Genomic DNA, 19,141 nt, shown 5'->3' with positions numbered 1-19,141 from the left:
CTAATTTTTTCAATAATATTTATTAAATATATCCCCATCTATATCACTAATATCATGAACCGGTACCTCAGTTCCATTTTCAAATATTACAACATTTCTGTATTCGTGTACCTTCTTCACTCTCCCACTCATTGTAATATACTTTCCACCATCTTTCTTTAAATCTTTTTCAAAATATGTGATTCTGATATCCGGATCAACATCACCGTCATCTAAGCATTTTCTTAAAATATTCAATCTCTCATTCAGCCTATCCAAAACATCCTCATCAAATTCAATCCTTTTATCTGTCAATCTTGCAGTCTCTTTAATTTCTGCATCATAACCTGTCAATGCAGCAAATGGAGAAAATTGAGCAGCTCTATCTCGCATACTCATTTGAGGATATTTTTTAGAGACAAAATGTGGCAGATCAATAATATCATCGTATTTACCCATAACACACCCCTATGCTTTATGTCCACCAATTTGATTATTCCTATCTATTGCAGTAGCTCCTTCTTGTAAACTCATACCTTTTAAAATTGCATTTTTCCCAAATTTTTTCTTGATATCCAAGATAGCTTTCTGAATATCTTTTTCTTTTTTAAGTTGTTCCTGGTCTACTGCATCTTCCTTTTCAGAAATCATATCAAATAAATTAAGCTGTTCATATCTATCCTGTTTCGCTTCCTTTTCGCTGATCACATGATTTGCAGACATATTGATTCTTCTGACAAGTAAATTTTCGTCTACAATTCTACTGAATAAATCAAGCACAGCTCTTACAATCACGCTAGTAGAAGACGTATAACTATCTAAATTTACTGTTCCATGAGCATGTTTTGGAATTTTTCTCCCATATTGATCAAAAGAGAACTCTCCCTTATACTTACTCATTCTGGAAGAATCTAATAGATTTTCTCTATCGTAGCCAATCGTTAATACAATCTGATCCGTTACAAGATTCTTACTAACCAAATCTAAGACCAGCATCTCAGTCATTTCACGCACAATAATTTTCGTTTTATCAAAATCAGTTCCACAGTGTAAAACCTGTCCGCTTCCAATACTATTGCTCTCCGGCTTATATGCTTTTATATCTGAAATTGTAACCGGTTCATAACCCCATGCATGGTCAATCAAAAGCTCTGTATTTTTACCAAACATTCTACGCAGCAAGTCTTCATTATAATAATCTGACTCTTTTCCAAGAGAACATCTTGCGATATCGCCCATTGTATATAGTCCTACAGATTCTAATTTTTTAATATACCCTCTACCTACTCGCCAAAAATCAGTCAATGGTTTATGTTCCCATAGCTTCTCTCGATATGACTTTTCATCCAATTCTGCAATTCTCACACCATTTTCATCTGCAGGTATATGTTTGGCAACAATATCCATTGCTATTTTACAAAGATACAAATTAGTTCCTATTCCTGCGGTTGCAGTAATTCCAGTTGTATTCAAGACATCCAATATCATCTTCTGTGCAAGTTCTTTTGCGGATAATCCATACGTATTCAAATAAGAAGTCACATCCATAAATACTTCATCAATAGAATATACATGGATATCTTCAGGAGCAACATATTTCAAATAGATATTATAAATCCTTGTGCTATATTTCATATAAAAAGCCATACGTGGTGGAGCCACAATATAATCAACTTTTAAATCCGGATTTGTATCAAGAATTTTTTTACTATATGACTGTCCGGGAAACTCATTCTTTTTCAATCGATATAATCTTGTTGCATTAATTTCTTGCACCCGCTGCACAACCTCAAATAATCTTGGTCTTCCAGATATACCATATGATTTCAAAGACGGCGTTACTGCAAGACAAATTGTTTTCTCTGTACGACTGTTGTCTGCAACAACTAAATTCGTATCCATTGGATCCAAGCCACGTTCTATACACTCTACTGATGCGTAAAAACTTTTTAGATCAATCGCAATATATGACTTATTATTCATGCAGCACACCTCCTACTATATGTATCATAACAAAAAATTTAAAATTTATCCATATAAAATCGAAAGTATGTTTGCTTTGTTATGTGTCTGTATCAAATAAAACAAAAAGAGCAGATTAGAATTCTAATGAACTCTTCTGCTCTTTCTGTTTTTAGCAACTATAAAATAAATTATAATTACTATTTATTACTACTCTAAAACACCTACAATTTACAATTATAATACTATACTTTCATATTTTTATCAAGATATTTTTACATATTTCGACAAAATCCCCTTTTTTTCTAAAAACACATCAAATTAATTAGAATGTACTACCGCTATATTTAAAACTCAATTCTACAATGCAACATTATCTTTAATGGTTTATACATTTTTGAATGAAAAATTTGCGGATCAGGAAGATCAAATTCTTGATCCACTCCTAAATCTGTTTCTCTAAGTACAGTCCCTACAACCTTCATTGACATTCCATTTTCTTCAGCTAATTTATTTTATATGATGAACATAGCCATCATAATATCCGATTCCTTCAAATTTAAATTGTACTTTTGTTTCTATCATTCTGTTTTCAGAAAATGACAAATCCTCTACAATAGGACGAGAAAATTTATTTAAATAACATTCCTCATAGAAAGAAATAATCCTTTTGCCATCTTCTGTAATATACTTACCCTCTTTTGCCTTTTCTTTTATATCGCTTTTAACTTCCATGAAATCATATTCAGCAAACTTCATACCATATTGATAATCATCTTGATACTTTTCTGTAGCAGCTTCCTCCGGTGTTTTTGATATTTCATTTAATTCATCCAAAAAACTCATAGTACTACTCTCATATTCCTTTTGATATTTACATAGTAGCACAATACTATGAATTTTTATAGAAATTTTTAAATCGTTAAGAGAATTAAAGTATGAAACAAAGAAACCGTTCAAATATTTTTAATAATAAAGGGAGAAATGATATGAGCAAATTGTAAATAATGATTTAAGAAAATAAGGATTTAATGAAGAAGCATAAAAGAAATTATAAAAAATTTTTCTATTTCAATTTAAATTGTATCTTTGCGCCAGCAAAGACTTTGCGAAGCAAAGTGAAACGGAGACACGAAGAAAGGGTCGCCTGCGGCTCTTTCTGAAGTGGATCCAACATTACCTAGATCTCTCTATATATAAGGAATTACGAATTTATATCAAAAAAATTATTTATAAAGAGAGAATTATTAACTGGGGGAAGGAAGACCAAATTCATAAGTCTTACTACGCACCTTGTTCGCCAAGGCTCACAATCTGCTAGTGCGACTAAATGAATTATGCTCTTTTTTGCACTTCCCCCAGACCCCCTTCGCGCACTATAAAATGGATAAAAAATTCAATTAAAATCTCTCTAAACCCTTATAAACACTGGGTTTTTGACGAAAAACATCCTTTAAAGTCTCCCTATATTATATATATATATTAGGGAGAAATGAAAGGATGCGAAATCTCTCTAAACCCTTATAAACACTGGGAAAATTGGCATTTTAGGTGTGCAAAAAACGATAAAAAACTAATTTAAGGAGAAAACACGTGAACAAATTAAATATCAAAAAAGGGAAAATTACAGAAAAAAAATTAGTAGAGCTATATGGGAGTGATGCGCAGAAAAAATCATATAAAGAAAATGGACGTTTTATAAGTAACTATAAAAAGACTTTACTTACAAAAATGTCTCGATATTGTAACATTGAAGATTTAGGTGGCAGAACATATAGAATCAAAAAAGTATATGACTATCCTCTTCCATCAAATTTCAATAAGATGACAAAATCATTATATCAATATATTGTTCCTCTTCTACTTACTAACTTAATTAATGGTCACGACGAAAATAACAAAATAGATATAACAGTTGGAAAATGGGCGAGAGAAATTAATATGGTAAATAAAAATTATAATCTTGTTAAATACAACAGAGAAGATACGAGTAAAGAAACGCAGTGTTCTTTAGATACTATAAATGAATTTTATGACAAAGCTGATGACATGATTGAATGGTACATAACAAATGCACTTGATTATTTAAAATCTGCAGGATTAGTTATCTGGAGAGAGGTTTATAGAGTAAACGAAGAAATATCAAGCGGCAAAAATATTATTGATGAAAACGGGAATATACACGTTGATATTTCTATTGATAGTCATCAAGCATCTGAAGATGAAATGAACTACTACTCTCATTGTGTTTCAATTGCTGATAAAGCAGCAAAAATAGAAAATGCTGGAGAACGATATTATAGTAAAAAATCAAAATTATTTGGAGAAGTATTAAAGAAAGAACTATATAAAAAGAAAATCAAATGTGTTTTCAAAACATATGAAGCATATTATGTAGATCTTGACAAATGCAATTTTATATTAAAACAGTTTGGTAAATTCAAAATGAATAATTTAATAAGTGAATTCAATAAAGAGTTTACAGATTTATTGGTTGGAAATGCGGAAAAAAGGTTTGATAAAAATCCGGATAAATATTTTTCTTATGCAGAAAAGGATGATTACAGCTTATGTTTTCAAAATTTATGCGAAATAACAATTGATAAAAATACAGAATATCTTGGAAACAGAATAAGAGAAAAAACAATTAATGATGATTATACTCTAAAAATCACATCATCAAGGAAAGGAAAATAGACATATGAATTTTAATAAACAACAAGAAGAAACTATTAATACAATAGAAGGAAACGTGGCGGTTATTGCCACAGCAGGTTCCGGTAAAACAACTGTTCTTACCCATAGAATTAAAAAAATGGTTGAAGAACATAATATATTACCATCTTCTATCCTGGCAATTACTTTTAGCAAAAAAGCAAAAGAAAATATAAACGAAAAACTAATGGAACTTAATATATCGAATGTATCTGTAGAGACTTTTCATTCATTTGCTTTGAAGATTATCTCCTCTGTGTATGGAATCAAAAAATTTAAAATATGGACAACACCATGGGAAAAAGAAAAAACAATAAAATGGATTTGTAGTGACTCTTTATTACTTTGCGATTCTGATAATGTCCCATACAACGAAATTACATCGTTTATTGCGTTGCAGAAAAATAACATGAAAACCCCAAATGATGATTTAATTTACACTCCGGATCCCCCATTTAAAGAAGAGGATATGAAACAAATATATAAAACTTATGAAGAGTATAAAGAAATCAATTCACTTATTGAGTTTGATGATTTTTTGAACATGGCAAATAAAATTTTTGATACTGATTATTATACTTTAGAAAAGTATCGAAATATTTTTCAGTATATATTAGTTGATGAATTTCAGGATATTTCAATTTCTCAAGCATTACTTTTAAGAAAATTAAACACAAAAAACACAATGATCGTCGGAGATCCTCTTCAGGCTATTTATTCATTTAGAGGTGGTGATAGCAGATTTATTCTAAATTTTGATACTGATTATAAAGATGTAAAAGTTATTAATCTAAATACAAATTATAGATGTAGCAAAGATATTGTATTTACAGCAAATAAACTTGCGTTAAGTATTCCTGATTCTCAACACAAAAATTATGTAGAGAGTATTTCAAATAAAGAAAATTTTCAAATTCCTGAGTTAAGACATTTCCCTGATGATTATGAAGAATGTTTATGGGTTGCATCAAAAATAGGAGAATTAAAATTTAAAGGATACGATTACAACGACATTGCCATCCTCGCCAGAACAAATGCTCAATTACAAAAACTAGAGTCAACGCTGCATGATGAAGATATAGCATTTGAAATTGTTGATGGTAAAACTTTTACAGAATTACCAGAGATCAAATTGATAATTTCTTACTTTAAACTTGCGTTAAACACAAATGATAATGAATCGTTTTCTTATCTATACAATAAACCAAATCGATGGTTAGATAAAAAATTTTTAAAAGAAGTAACAGATAACAGTTTTAAAAGAAATATATCATTATACAATTCAATGTTCACGATTGACAGGAGAAATTGGAGATTCAAAAAAGGTATCGATGAAATCATTGAAGTAATAAATTATTTACAAAACAATCAGAATTCCAACATTTCAGATTTGGTAAGATTTTTGAGAAACAGATTAGACATTGATAAATTTGTTACAAAAGGAAAGCAATCAGATGATGGAAGTTATATTGAACAAATCGACAACCTTAACAGTTTTGAAAATATTTGTTCCAAATACTCTTCCATTAAAGAATTTGTTTCATACATAGATGAGTTAAATACAGAAATGGAGAATAAAGATAATGATAAAGTCAAATTACTTACAATTCATAAGTCAAAAGGTATGGAATATCCTGTCGTGTTTATCATTGGATGCAATGAAGAAATCCTGCCACACTATAAGAATGAAAATGTTGATGATGAACGTAGGTTATTCTATGTCGCAATTACAAGAGCCGAAAAAGAATTATATCTATCATATGTTGATTTATATAATGGTCAAACAAAATTGATAAGCTCTTTTATTAAAGATGTTGAAAATACAATTAAAATTATAAAAAACGAAAAAATAAGTGGTGAATAATAAGTAATCCTACTTTATGTATTTTGTTTCTAAATGGTGAATTAAAATATGTCCCACATTCAATAAACATCATTTAGGAATTTGTAACTTGAAAATCAAATTTCATTTCATTTAAAGAAAGGAGTTATATGAATGAAAACATAATTATATTTTCTATCACATTAGAATTGCAGCGAAGATATCCCTAGAAAATATCTTCCATCGCACAAGTTTTTGTGGATGTTTCATCCACGGTTGGTTTGGATTATTGCGGTAAGTCAGAATCTAACGTTCCAGACTGCTGCTCTGATCCAAAAGAAATGATGCAATTAGTTAATAGTCAAATTTAAATAAAGAGAATAAATATATGAAACTTATAGTCATCACTCAATTAAAGGAGCGAGTCCAATGACAAACAAAAATTATGAAAACAGAGGAGATTTAATTTATGAAAACAAGTACATATGTAACACCAGGAAGCCATAATCTTCAGATTCCAAATCGGAGCGAATTTCACAAGTATCTAATTGAAAACATTACAGTTGGTGATTTTAGTACAGGTGGTTGTGCAGATGGTGGAACAAAAATTAAGAAAATTGCACACGCAATCAATTGGTCAAAGGCTATGCATAATAAATACTATATTAAGAAATTTTCAGAAGAAAATAAAAAATAAGTTTAACTACATAAGAATGAGGTGAGTAAAATTAGTAAATACGGAATTAAGATTAAAAATATAAAAGCAGGTATGATTTATGATGTAAATATTGGAGTGAGAGACTATTTCACTTACACTGAAGCGATGTTAAATAATAGCTTGTTTAGCTATCACCTTAAGAAAAATGGTATAAAAATTTATAAAAAACCAAAGTCTGATAAAGAATCTACGCGTGATATAATATGTTTAGACTTTGATTTTGGAAGTCGTTCTTACGAAGAAGAGAAAAAAAGACTCGAAAAATTAGAAAACAATGCAACGACAATAGATGATAAAAATAAAATAAAATATTTACTAAAAGAAATAGGGAAAAAAGAAAAACTATACAATGGTAAAAATAGAGATAAAATCAGAGAAGATTTTTATCAGAATGGAGTAGATATTTCATATAGACACACCGATAAAAAAACAAAAAAAGAAGTTGTTGAAACAATACATTATCTTATGCTATTTAGAACGAGTGCAAAAGCTAAAGTTGGACAAGTTATTTTTATAAATGAAAACTTATATGATGATGCATACGATTGGCTTACAATCGGATTAGGAAAAAAAATGTCTTATGATAACGCAAAAATAGTTGAGATGTCTGCTTATGCACCACTTACCACATCTACTATTGTTGGAACATTAAAAATTCCGGTAGAAGACATTTTAATATTAAAAGATCAGGATTCATTTTTTTCTACATTTACGAGTGTAGTAAAAGCTGAAGAGTATATTGATAGTTCTGGAAACAAAAAGAAAAAATGTATTGTTGAATCAGAAGAAAGAGAAGTTAAAAACACACTATGGGATGGTATGGGTATTATTGAATCATCAATTTTGCCGGGATGGATAAATGGGATGGCTTTATTACGAAATCATTTATTTAAGATGTGCGGTTTTAAAGGACATGTACAATTATTCTTTAAAGATTGGTGCAAAAAAAATAATCATGACTATAATACATATCAAGTTGAAGATATGTTTGGATGTAAACATTATTTAAAAGACATCAAGATTATCACAACAGATAATTCTATAAAGTGGAAAAAATTTATTGATATTATGGGCGGAACATTATCTTCTGCTTATGAATATTGGTGTGATAAAATTCGCGAAGATGGCAACATATGGGGAGTTGTAAAAACAGATCATCAAAGTAAATTTGAAAACTCGCAGCAGTTAAGTTATCAAATGATAAACACTCTTCCGTGCACTAAAGAAGACGTGTATGACATCGCATCAGATACAGTTAAATATATCGAAACATTGAAAACAGATAATGTTGAATTTGAAAAGTTTTTACGAAAATATGCAAATGAAATAAACCATTATCAAATGTTGGCTGATTTATACAGACATAATCCTGATTTCGCCAATTGTGGATGGTTCAGAAATGAAAAGAAAAAAATTATTTTTGAATATGTTAACAGAATGAGAAAAGGCAAAATATTAGTAAATGGAGATAATTTGACTGTCTGTGGAAATCCTTATGCTCTTCTACTCTATTCAGTAGGTGAAAATTGGGAAGAAGATCCTACATTTTCAAAAGAAGAAAATAGTATTCAATGTTATACAAGAAGATTTAGTAACGATGAATATCTATGCGGTTTTAGGAATCCACATAATTCACCGAATAATGTATGTCACTTTCATAATGTATATAGTCAGGAAATGTCTAGATATTTTGATTTTAGCAAAAATATTATGGCTGTAAATTGTATAGGAACTGATGTCCAAGATAGAATGAACGGGGAAGATTTCGATTCAGATTTTAATCTAGTCACTAATAATCCAGTGATGGTTAAATATGCCGAAATTTGTTATAGAGATTTTCCAACCATTGTTAATGATCTCAAAGAAAGCGGAATCACATACAAGAATACATTATTAGAATATGCACGTATGGATAATAAATTTTCTAAATCCAGAATTGGCATTGGCTATTCCAGTAATCTTGCACAATTAGCCTTGACTTATTATTGGACAGAGTTGCAAAAGGATAATCCTAATGAAGAACGATTGCATGAGTTATATGATAATTTTGTGATTTTATCTGTTCTTGCTCAAGTTATAATTGATGGATGTAAAAGGGAATACGAAATTGATGGAATGAAAGAAATCGACAGGATCAGCAAAATGCCATGTATGAAATTAACAAAGCAAGTAGTTGATGAAAACGGTAGAATTAAAAGTGTTAAATTTGATTTTCCGAAGTTTATGAAATATACAAGAGCTATAAAAACAACAAAAAACGGGAAAGAAATTCCACAAAAGGAAATACACGAAAAAAAAGTGAAATTGAAAAATAGAATCAACCCATCTCTTGTTTGCCCTATGAATTGGTTAGAGGAATGCTTAGACACTATCAAACCTGCGGCAAATTCACACTCAACCCCTATTAGTGATTTTTTTATAAAAATGCCTGGCAAACCTAATAACAGACAAATGACAAAAATTAGGAGTCTTATTGAAGAATATGACTTATTTGTTAAAAATTTACATATAACAAATGACGATGACGATATAATAATCGAAGAAATGATTTCTAAATCCGAAAAATTATTAGACAGCCTATGCAAAATTAAAGTTGGAAATATAGTAACTATAAATAGAATGATAGAGGTGGCTCTAGGTCTCGATAAAGGAATCGGAAATGGATCCAAAACGAAGAACATAAACTTAAAATATTCAAGAAAAATTTTAAATTATTTACACAAAATGGACAAAGATAAATTTTTATTGAATTTTAAACCAAAACAAATTTAGTGTTTATGCACAAAAATTGCCGAATTATTTTGTCAAAAGTTACTAAACCCCTTGTAAATAGTGGGTTTTCAAGAAATCAACTTCGTCCGTAATATGGAAGGATGAGAGTTTTGCTTATATTCAAAATTCTTGAGATGAAATCAAGACTCTTAAGACGACAAACGCTATTGCCAAAGCGTTTAATAAATATGGAGATATATCTATAATAAAGCCCCTATTGAAAGGGGCTTGGGCTTTGCCCAATATAAGCACTTGCTTATAAATACAAATAACTCAGTGCAGATTGGCTTGTCACCATGCTGAGAATATATGAATAGTGAGTTGCGGTATAATACGATAGTTTTATACTGCAGCTTCTGGAATGATGTGAATCATAAACAGAAAGACGGAAACCGTCAAAACTAAATATATGTACAATAATATATTGCCGTAAAACGCAATTGCCAGATCGCTGACATAATAGACGACTCCAGTGGAGTAATAATCGTGATGCCTGTATCGGTGGAATGTTACAGAGAGATAAGTAGCGAAAATCCAAATAAGTCAGTTGCGTCGTTGATCGGAAGAAATTCCAGTATAAGATCTGTCGAATGTACGAGTAGCCCAAAGTGACGTGAGATTAATACATAAAGAACAAAAAAATTAAATCTTATTATGAATTTTCTTAATACGCTGAATGACATGGGTGAAAGTTTCTCGTAATCAGTCGAGGCTACAATTGCTGTTTATCAGATGTAAAGGAAGTCTAAGGGTAGCTCCCTTATTCTCAGCCCTTTACAAGTAGTGGCGGAATATTATGACGATATATTTGAGTAGGAAGAAGTTCCATTTGTATTTATAATCAAGTGCTTATGCGCGCACTTGACGATTTCTAATCTCCTTTTCAGTTAGTAATAGCATTGCTGTTCTGGTAGTGCTGTTGCTAACATCTTAGGAGTATTTTAGCCCCATCGCCAAGCGGTAAGGCACAGGACTTTGACTCCTGCATTCAGTAGTTCGAATCTACTTGGGGCTGCTATCATCCGAAGTGTTGCGCTGACCGTCAATCAGTGGCGCATAAAAACCTATCCCAGTATAAATCCAGGTGACACTGGCTTATATGAAGATACGCTCTAGGTTTACTACGTTTTATATAACTATTCACATAACAATTATTTTGTCGTCCTTGTGGATGGGTGTTTTGGACGAGCAAACAATAAGCTGCATTAATCCTCTGTGGTAAGGGGTCGATCTTGAAAAATCGATAGTAGCCACTTATGCGGTGTCTAAGTTCAAATCTTAGGTGCAGCGTTATATGCAGGCGAGTGGAACGGATTACTACGTCAGACCCATAATCTGAAAATACTGGGTTCGACTCCCAGGCTCTGCAATACTCTCCCACTGTGGAGAAATATACAACGAAAGGAATGTTTTATCATAGTTCTTATTACAGACAAAGAATGTAAATTTTTGTTAATCAAAGGATGGAAATGGAGAGATCATATTCATCGCACTGTATCCGGAGCAAACAAAAAATATGCAACAGAAAATTATCGATTGATGCAAGATTTAGAAAATTTTAGATCACAGTCGATTAAAGAAACAATTCAGATTAAAAAACGTAAAAAATAACTAGAATTAAACTAGAGGAAAGGTGGTTCACCTTATTGGAATGCACATTATTCCTTGATACGAATGCATTACTTAGTCTCGGCGAAAATGCATTTAAAGAAAAATTTATTATTGCACAAAAGACACTTGAAGAGATCGAGAATATCAAAGTGTCTAATTCTAAAGATGGAGAAGTAAAATACAAAGCCAGACAAATTTCAAGACTATTGGATAAACATGATGGCGAATATGATGTGGTTTTATACTCTCCAAAAATTAAAGAAATAATTGATAGTTATTTCTTATCTGAAACGCCAGACAACATTATCTTGGCTTCTGCTTATTATTACAATTCAAATGTATCGGAAGTACTTGTATGTTCTGATGATTTAAATTGCAAATTCATATCTCGTAATATTTTTGGACTTCCTACAAAGGGAGTTTCGGATATTAACCTTGTCAAAAATCTTGACGAATATCTTGGATATAAAGAATTAACATTGTCTGATGAAGAAATGAGTTACTTCTATTGTCATACAAATGAAAACATTTATGATTGTATTTTGAACGAATATCTCATTATTAAAAAATCAGATGGAGAAGTTGTTGATTATAGAAAGTGGGACGGTTTTGAATATAAAGCTGTATGTGAAAAAACAGTTCGCTCTACTATTTTTGGAGATAAAATTAGACCGAAAGATTCATATCAAGCCTGTGCTATTGATTCAATTTTTTCAAATACAATGACAGCTATTACCGGACATGCAGGTAGCGGGAAATCATTGATATCACTAATATCTATGATGAGTCTTATTGAAAATGGAGAATATGATAGAGTGATCATTATGTTTAACCCTAATAAAGCAAAGGGTGCTGCAGATATGGGTTTCTATTGTGGTAATGCTACTGAAAAGGCACTTCAAAATTCTATAGGTTCCATGTTAACTACAAAATTTGGTGATAGATTTGCTGTTGAAATGTTGTTGCAGCAAGATAAAATTCGATTAGTATCTATGGCAGATGTACGAGGAATGGAAGTAAGGGATAATGAAATTTTATACATTAGTGAAGCGCAGAATACATCAATCGAATTATTAAAGTTGTGTTTATCAAGAGCAAGTAGCGGATGTAAAATTGTTATCGAAGGTGATTATGATAGCCAGGTTGATTCTTATTTATTTGAAGGAAATTCAAATGGTTTTAAACGCGCAATTGATGTGCTTCAAGGTGAATCAGAATTTGGATATGTACATCTTCCGAATGTTTGGAGAAGTAAAATTGCAATGTTAGTGGATAAATTATAGAGAGGATGTTTGTTATAAAAGCTAAACCTATTTTTAATAGTTTTAATATAAATAACAAAACATTAAACCTTGGAACGTTTGCTAAAATTGAAGATGCAATTGAAGCGAGAAAATCAGCAGAAGTAAAATATTTTGGTGAATTTAGATTTGATATGTCCAACAAAGATATTATAAATGAAGCTTGGAAGATCATTTAATTTATAAAAAATGCAGTTAATTGCAAATTCGAGTCTAAAAATTACAATTTAAATTTTATATTGCAGGTAACGCATATGAAAAAAAATAAAACATTATTATCATATATATTAGGTGCATGTACAATCGTAATATTTCTTCCAATTGTAGAAGAAATAGTTAATGTAATTCTGTCTTGGATTGAATATCTGAAAATTCTTCCGGGAAAACTTGTTATAAAAGGCAATGCAGAATTACAAGAGTTGCAGTCGGATTTTGAGGTTGAATCGACAGATACATGCGCTATCGGGTTTCATTATGAACCAGAAACTGAAGAATATTATGACGAGGAAGAGTAGTCTAATACTGCTCTTCTATTTTTAGTTTAAAGGAGATAATTAGAAATGATTAAAATTACAAAAACAAAAGAAAAATTAACGCCGGCAAAACAGAATATCCAATTAGATGGTATTTATGTAAAAGATCTAAAATTTGTAGATGAAACAGGTGATATTACACAGCAAGTTATTGAAGCTCTTCCGGAAGGAACGGAACAGGTTGGATTTAAAATCACTGTGGAATTACCACTGGACTCTGAAGAAGAATAGAGAGTAGGTGGACGATATAGTACATAACTATAAAAGATTTGATGGTGAAAGTGATGATGAACTCATCCTGAGAATCTGTAATGATAAAGAAAATATCGGTACATGGAATGATGTTGCTGCAGTTCTAAACTCTCTTCTTGACTGTAACTACACTGAATCGGCATATAGAAAGAAAGTACAGTATTTCCGAAAGGTTCTTGATGCTAATCAGTCTAAATTCACAGACGGTGCAGCACAATTAAAAGAACTAAAGGAAGAGCGTATTCTTTTAGAGAAAGAACGTGTCAAAACTCGTGATGAACGAAATGAGTATCGTAGATTGATTCGTGAAGAAGCACGTAAGGAATCTTATAAAGAACAGATTTTAAGATCCATTTCAGAATATCACGGACAACCATTAGATTATGATAAAAGAAAACAGTTTAATGGAATTTTAAAATCAGATAATGATTTAGTAATTTCTGTAACAGATATTCATGCAGGAATTGAAATTGATAACTGGTTTAATAAATACAATACAGAAGTTATGTATGATAGATTTAGACAGTACCTGGATAAAATTTTTGAAGTCTATTTACGGCACGGTTCTGAAAATATCTATGTAATTATAAGTGAGTTGGTCTCAGGATTGATTCACAACTCACTTCGGATTGAAAGTAATCAAAATCTAATTGAGCAATTCTTATCCGTATCGGATTGTATTTCACAATTTTTATCTGAACTTAGTTATAAATTTAATGAAGTTCATGTTTATGTTTGTCCTGGAAATCATTCTAGGTTACATGCAAAAAAGGAAGAATCTTTAAAAGGTGAAAATATGGACTGTCTTGCTATTCCATTTTTGCAAGCCAAATTGCAGAACTTTAAGAATATCGAATTTCACGAAAATAAAATTGATGAATCAATTGCAATGTTTTCTGTTAGAGGAACGAAAATTTTTGGAGTCCATGGAGACAAAGATGACCCTAAAACGGTTGTGCAGAAACTATCGCTTATGACACAAATACGTCCAAATATTTTATATATGGGTCATCGTCATGTAAATGCGATGTCTACTGTTTATAATGTGAAAATTTTACAATCAGGTTGTATTTCTGGAACAGATAACTATTGCTTGGATAACCGATTGCAAAATAAACCAGAACAATTAATTTCAGTTATTAATAATGATGGATTAGATTGTGTGTACGATGTTAGGTTTCACTAGAGGAGATTGTTATGAATATAAAGACGGATTACCAGTATTAAACTTTGAAGAACTGGTTTCTTATATCATGGAGGAAAGTCAATATCCCAAAACAGATATTGAGAGAATTCTGGATTTAGAAACAGAATATATGGAAAAAATTGGAATTATTTAGAAAGAAAGGATATCGGCTATCTGAAGTGTAGAAAGAACTTTTAACGAGAGAGTTCAATCCGCGGCTCAGGATAAGCAGATTTACAGATTACCTATGTGGCAATCTACGCCAGTGCTCACGTACATGTTCCCACTTATTAAAGCGGAATCTGTCGTATGCACTGGCGTGCACAGGAGTTTCTATAGAATAAAAACTTGCCATACGTATCACCTGCCTTCCAAAATAAACTACATCATCTTGGAAAACCGATATCCTAGAATGTGGAGAAATCCACGGAATGAATTATATCATAAATTATAAAAATTTACAAATTAGTTGATAGAAAAGGAGATATTTTAAAAATGACAAGATCAGATTTAATTAAAACAATTGCAGAAAAAGTAGACGGAGTAACACAGGAAAAAGCAAAAGAGATTGTTGCTGTAACTCTTGATTCAATTGCAGATGCACTTACTGCTGGAGATAAAGTACAGTTCGTCGGATTTGGAAGTTTTGAAGTAAGAGAAAGAGCTGGAAGAACTGGACGAAATCCACAGGACGGAAGCGAAATTTATATTGAGCCATCTAAAAATGTAAAATTTAAAGCAGGAAAAGAATTAAAAGATAAAGTAAATGCTTAAGATTGGCGGTGTATCTATTTGGAAAAAGAAATGATTAAGAAAACATATGATAATATCTATGAATTATGTGAAGATGTTGTAGATACATATGATGTACTAGAATCAAACTACGGCAATAATATTGTTTCTATTATTGCTAAATACGATGAGACAAGTCTCATTGTTTCGGAATTATGTACAATGGACTTCTCCCTTTTTTTATGCGAATTACATGATCCGGAGTTTGCTGGATATACTGATGAGTATATAATTGATATTATTGAAGATAAAATCTTTTGTGTGCCGGCAAAACGAAACGGTGAATATATTTGTTCTGATAGTTCCATTGTGTATGTATTAGATGATTGTAATTCGAAAGTCATCTCTAAATTTGAAGCAGACTATGCATATGAAGTACATTTGTATGATGAGAATGATGAAGATGATATGGAATATGATTGTGATGGATGTATCTTCTGTGATGAGTGCGACGAGTATGATGACCATGATGAGTATGGTTTTTTGTTGGATGATGATTATGTGGATAACAAAGACCTGCATGGCTTTTCTGCTAGTAAGACTGATGATTATGGTTGTCACTCCGTATCATTTTATTCAACAGAGCAAGTTAATCATGATGATATGATGGATTTACTTCGTATTTTTGGATTATAAATTTTCTGTTATATATGTACATTTCAAAGATCTGTAGGTGTCAAAGCTTACGGATCTATTTATGTGTTCTCAGTTAGGAGAATAAGAATTAGAAACATCAGCGAAAGGAATGTGTCGGGTAAGCTCCGACCGCGCTGCATGTTCCAATGCAACATTGGATTTTCAGGAGAGATACGGTGGATTAGCTACCTACCGGATAAGTGTAACCTCATTCGCACTTCTCTCCTATTTCTATGGAGTGAGGAGAAATAAAATATTTGAATAAAAGGAAGTGAGATTATTGAGTGAAGAAATTGCAAAGCGTTCAGAGGACATAACTGATGAGATTTGGAATCAGGTTAATGAATTCAATAGAGAAATGGTTCAGGATTATCTTGATAATCAAACTGACCTTTCACTAAAGACTCGTCCGGCGTATCGCTCTGGATTAAGAGTCTTTTTTGTATATGTAAAAGATCACTTGAACAATAAAGATTTTACACAAATAAAGAAAAAAGAATTTCAAAAATATCTTAATTGGTTGACTAATAGAGGTTTATCTGATTCAGCAATTAAATTTAAAAAATCATGTGTAAGTGCATTTTGTAATTATATAATGTTAATGTATGAAGAAGAATATCCTACATTCAGAAATTTTACTGTTGGATTAAAAGTAGTACAAACAGGATATGTTCATGAGAAAAACCCGCTGACACCGGAAGAATATTTAATGCTATGTAAAGAATTAGAAAAACGTGAAGAATGGCAAAAATTAGCATATTTAGTTTTTTCTTATAGCACAGGATGTAGACGAGCTGAGGCACGTCAACTTTTGAAAGAAGTTGTTGAGTATAAACCAAAAGAGAAAGAAACAAAAATTAAAGGTGAAGATGGTGTAGAGCATGTTGCAATTTCTCGCCAATACTTAACACATACAATTAGATGTAAAGGCGCATCGTTGGTTGGAAAACAACGTAAACTAAAATTCGGAGAAGATGCTATGTATTGGTTAAAAAAATGGATTGAAGCGCGAGGAGAAGATGAATGTCCTTATATGTTTGTTGTAAAACAAAGAAATGGAGAAACTCGTCAAGTTGGCGAGAATACGTTTAATGATTGGTGTAGTGGACTATTTACAGAAATAGTAGGTAGACGCGTACATCCGCACCTGTTTCGAGAAAGTCGCGCAACTAATCTAGTAGTTTACGAAAATAAATCTCCAGAAGTTGTTCAAAAACTTTTAGGACATAACGATGTTAGTACAACTACAAATCATTACATAATCAGAAATGATGATTTTGACGAGTCTGATGAAGCATTCATCTAACCATCTTTAATTTCCCATAATTTACCAGATCAATACTCTTCTATTCTGTGTTATACTGTTTCCGAGAATCATAGCACCGGAGGTTTATAGAATGGAAAGACTGGTAAAAACAGGATACGTCAAAATGATTGCAATTGATGTTCATGATTTGGAGTCAAAAATCTTAGATGAACGGAATACAAATTTTCTGTGTGATATAGAAAATTTTCAGAATAAGTATTCTAATATATCTACAGTAAAATGTGTGTACATACATATGGACGATAATTATGATATCACTTTCTTAGATTATAAGAAAGTCCATCCACATATACATCCATTTGATTATATGAGAGACATCGTCAAAAAGCATGATGGAAAGTTAATCAAGGGAAGTGATTATTTGCGGATCACACACGAAGATGATTATGTAGAATTAATCGAAATAGATTTGAGAGATTAATGGAGAGCTGTGCTGCTCTCCTATTTTTGTATTTGGTTCCATGGTCAAGAGGCTAAGACATCGCCCCTTCACGGAGGTAACACTGGTTCAATTCCAGTTGGAGTCATTATTATATTCCGGCTTTCAAAAGAAATGCCGGTTTCATATCGGCAGAAAATAGAAAAAAGAAAGCGAGGGAAAATAATGGTAACATTACAGAAAATTGGTGGTGACATGAATCGTAATGTATTAGAGATTACTGGATTATCTACAGACGAAAAACCTGTTGAATTTATCGAAACAACATACATTACCAATGGAAGCACATATGAAGAAATTGATACTGGTACAGTGTATAAATATAACGAATCTGGCAAGAAATGGATAGAGCAACCTGCAATTGGTGGTTCAGGCGGAAATATTTCTCTTGATTATACTGCATTAACAAATAAGCCACAGATTTCCGGAATTGAATTAACTGGAAATAAAACCTTGGATGATCTTGGTATTCAGAAAAAAGGTACTTATATTACAAAAGAAACTGATCCAACTGTACCGGCATGGGCAAAAGCAGAAACAAAACCTACTTATACCGCAGACGAAGTTGGAGCCTTACCAAAAACTACGACTACACTTCCAAATCCTAAAAAGATTAAATTTACAGGTGCAGTAACAGATGAGTATGACGGTTCTGTCGAAAAAACAATTAACATTCCGACAGGAAGTTCTTATACTCTTCCACAGGCAACTGATCAGGTTCTTGGTGGTGTGAAAGCAAAAGCAAAGACAAACGAAACCGTAGAAGTTGCAATTGATACTACAACAGGCAAATTATTCGTCCCGGCTTATCCAACTGGTGCAGGAGCTGAACTTGACAAAACACTTGCTGTGGAAGGAAAAGCTGCGGATGCAAAAGCTGTTGGAGATGCATTGAAAACTAAGATTGGATCCGATGCTCTTGCACCATATATGAAGACAGTTGATGCAGATAAAAAGTATGCATTAAAAACTGAATTACCACAAAAGGGAGTTGCTGTCGCAGACGCTGGAGATGCAGATGTCAAAGATAAATTAAATGCTTTGTTGGCAAGTCTCAGAACTGCTGGGATTATTGCTCAGTAAATATGTATAAAAC

The 19,141-nt window shown here is 31.6% G+C and carries 17 protein-coding genes and 2 tRNA genes; 16 read left to right on the top strand and 3 right to left on the bottom strand.

Annotated features, from left to right (window positions below):
• Window positions 1-9: 9 nt before the first annotated feature.
• The 3 genes from FXV78_RS14830 to FXV78_RS14820 form a co-directional block, all read right to left on the bottom strand.
• On the bottom strand, window positions 10-438 hold the full coding sequence (locus tag FXV78_RS14830; protein WP_004840067.1) for a hypothetical protein: 429 nt from the start codon (window positions 436-438) through the stop codon (window positions 10-12).
• Between the two features lie 9 nt (window positions 439-447).
• Complete coding sequence (locus tag FXV78_RS14825; protein ID WP_004840068.1) at window positions 448-1,962, bottom strand: Y-family DNA polymerase; 1,515 nt, start codon at window positions 1,960-1,962, stop codon at window positions 448-450.
• A 489-nt stretch (window positions 1,963-2,451) separates the two neighbouring features.
• Entirely contained in the window at window positions 2,452-2,787 is a 336-nt protein-coding gene (locus FXV78_RS14820; RefSeq protein ID WP_004840070.1) for a hypothetical protein, read from the bottom strand.
• A 747-nt stretch (window positions 2,788-3,534) separates the two neighbouring features.
• Here FXV78_RS14820 and FXV78_RS14815 point away from each other — a divergent pair.
• The 16 genes from FXV78_RS14815 to FXV78_RS14735 all read left to right on the top strand — a co-directional run bounded on the left by FXV78_RS14815 (window position 3,535) and on the right by FXV78_RS14735 (window position 19,128).
• Window positions 3,535-4,638: a hypothetical protein gene (locus tag FXV78_RS14815; protein ID WP_004840072.1), complete on the top strand. Its 1,104-nt coding sequence runs from the start codon at window positions 3,535-3,537 to the stop codon at window positions 4,636-4,638.
• Window positions 4,639-4,642: 4 nt separating this feature from the next.
• Entirely contained in the window at window positions 4,643-6,520 is a 1,878-nt protein-coding gene (locus FXV78_RS14810) for an ATP-dependent helicase (protein ID WP_004840073.1), read from the top strand.
• A gap of 427 nt (window positions 6,521-6,947) precedes the next feature.
• Window positions 6,948-7,175: a hypothetical protein gene (locus tag FXV78_RS14805; RefSeq protein WP_004840074.1), complete on the top strand. Its 228-nt coding sequence runs from the start codon at window positions 6,948-6,950 to the stop codon at window positions 7,173-7,175.
• 21 nt (window positions 7,176-7,196) lie between these two features.
• Window positions 7,197-9,968 (top strand): hypothetical protein, encoded by a 2,772-nt coding sequence (locus FXV78_RS14800; RefSeq protein WP_004840075.1) that lies wholly within the window; start codon window positions 7,197-7,199, stop codon window positions 9,966-9,968.
• Between the two features lie 943 nt (window positions 9,969-10,911).
• Window positions 10,912-10,983, top strand: a tRNA-Gln gene (locus tag FXV78_RS14795).
• 631 nt (window positions 10,984-11,614) lie between these two features.
• Window positions 11,615-12,862 (top strand): PhoH family protein, encoded by a 1,248-nt coding sequence (locus FXV78_RS14790; RefSeq protein ID WP_004840076.1) that lies wholly within the window; start codon window positions 11,615-11,617, stop codon window positions 12,860-12,862.
• 5 nt (window positions 12,863-12,867) lie between these two features.
• Entirely contained in the window at window positions 12,868-13,059 is a 192-nt protein-coding gene (locus FXV78_RS14785; protein ID WP_004840077.1) for a hypothetical protein, read from the top strand.
• 75 nt (window positions 13,060-13,134) lie between these two features.
• On the top strand, window positions 13,135-13,395 hold the full coding sequence (locus FXV78_RS14780) for a hypothetical protein (RefSeq protein WP_004840078.1): 261 nt from the start codon (window positions 13,135-13,137) through the stop codon (window positions 13,393-13,395).
• A gap of 45 nt (window positions 13,396-13,440) precedes the next feature.
• Window positions 13,441-13,644: a hypothetical protein gene (locus FXV78_RS14775; protein WP_004840079.1), complete on the top strand. Its 204-nt coding sequence runs from the start codon at window positions 13,441-13,443 to the stop codon at window positions 13,642-13,644.
• A 7-nt stretch (window positions 13,645-13,651) separates the two neighbouring features.
• On the top strand, window positions 13,652-14,851 hold the full coding sequence (locus tag FXV78_RS14770; RefSeq protein ID WP_004840080.1) for a hypothetical protein: 1,200 nt from the start codon (window positions 13,652-13,654) through the stop codon (window positions 14,849-14,851).
• A 495-nt stretch (window positions 14,852-15,346) separates the two neighbouring features.
• The gene (locus tag FXV78_RS14760; protein WP_004840082.1) at window positions 15,347-15,625 is read left to right on the top strand and encodes an HU family DNA-binding protein; all 279 of its coding nucleotides are present in this window, start codon (window positions 15,347-15,349) and stop codon (window positions 15,623-15,625) included.
• 18 nt (window positions 15,626-15,643) lie between these two features.
• Window positions 15,644-16,279, top strand: a complete 636-nt coding sequence (locus FXV78_RS14755; protein WP_105084778.1) for a hypothetical protein — start codon at window positions 15,644-15,646, stop codon at window positions 16,277-16,279.
• Window positions 16,280-16,550: 271 nt separating this feature from the next.
• On the top strand, window positions 16,551-17,585 hold the full coding sequence (locus FXV78_RS14750) for a tyrosine-type recombinase/integrase (protein WP_004840085.1): 1,035 nt from the start codon (window positions 16,551-16,553) through the stop codon (window positions 17,583-17,585).
• A 91-nt stretch (window positions 17,586-17,676) separates the two neighbouring features.
• Complete coding sequence (locus FXV78_RS14745; protein ID WP_004840086.1) at window positions 17,677-18,027, top strand: hypothetical protein; 351 nt, start codon at window positions 17,677-17,679, stop codon at window positions 18,025-18,027.
• A gap of 34 nt (window positions 18,028-18,061) precedes the next feature.
• A tRNA-Glu gene (locus FXV78_RS14740) sits at window positions 18,062-18,133 on the top strand.
• Between the two features lie 77 nt (window positions 18,134-18,210).
• Window positions 18,211-19,128 (top strand): hypothetical protein, encoded by a 918-nt coding sequence (locus FXV78_RS14735; protein ID WP_039959085.1) that lies wholly within the window; start codon window positions 18,211-18,213, stop codon window positions 19,126-19,128.
• Window positions 19,129-19,141: the final 13 nt, after the last annotated feature.

Origin of the sequence: Mediterraneibacter gnavus ATCC 29149, from assembly GCF_008121495.1 — a bacterium.
Lineage (GTDB): Bacteria > Bacillota > Clostridia > Lachnospirales > Lachnospiraceae > Mediterraneibacter > Mediterraneibacter gnavus.
The sequence above is the reverse complement of the archived record's forward strand: the minus strand, read 5'-3'. Positions and strand labels throughout refer to the sequence as shown.

Coding starts and splice junctions, on each gene's coding strand:
- FXV78_RS14810 (WP_004840073.1), top strand. CDS start 4,643: ATGAATTTTAATAAACAACAAGAAGAAACTATTAATACAATAGAAGGA.
- FXV78_RS14820 (WP_004840070.1), bottom strand. CDS start 2,787: ATGAGTTTTTTGGATGAATTAAATGAAATATCAAAAACACCGGAGGAA.
- FXV78_RS14805 (WP_004840074.1), top strand. CDS start 6,948: ATGAAAACAAGTACATATGTAACACCAGGAAGCCATAATCTTCAGATT.
- FXV78_RS14735 (WP_039959085.1), top strand. CDS start 18,211: ATGGTAACATTACAGAAAATTGGTGGTGACATGAATCGTAATGTATTA.
- FXV78_RS14830 (WP_004840067.1), bottom strand. CDS start 438: ATGGGTAAATACGATGATATTATTGATCTGCCACATTTTGTCTCTAAA.
- FXV78_RS14780 (WP_004840078.1), top strand. CDS start 13,135: ATGAAAAAAAATAAAACATTATTATCATATATATTAGGTGCATGTACA.
- FXV78_RS14785 (WP_004840077.1), top strand. CDS start 12,868: ATGTTTGTTATAAAAGCTAAACCTATTTTTAATAGTTTTAATATAAAT.
- FXV78_RS14775 (WP_004840079.1), top strand. CDS start 13,441: ATGATTAAAATTACAAAAACAAAAGAAAAATTAACGCCGGCAAAACAG.
- FXV78_RS14745 (WP_004840086.1), top strand. CDS start 17,677: ATGGAAAGACTGGTAAAAACAGGATACGTCAAAATGATTGCAATTGAT.
- FXV78_RS14825 (WP_004840068.1), bottom strand. CDS start 1,962: ATGAATAATAAGTCATATATTGCGATTGATCTAAAAAGTTTTTACGCA.
- FXV78_RS14760 (WP_004840082.1), top strand. CDS start 15,347: ATGACAAGATCAGATTTAATTAAAACAATTGCAGAAAAAGTAGACGGA.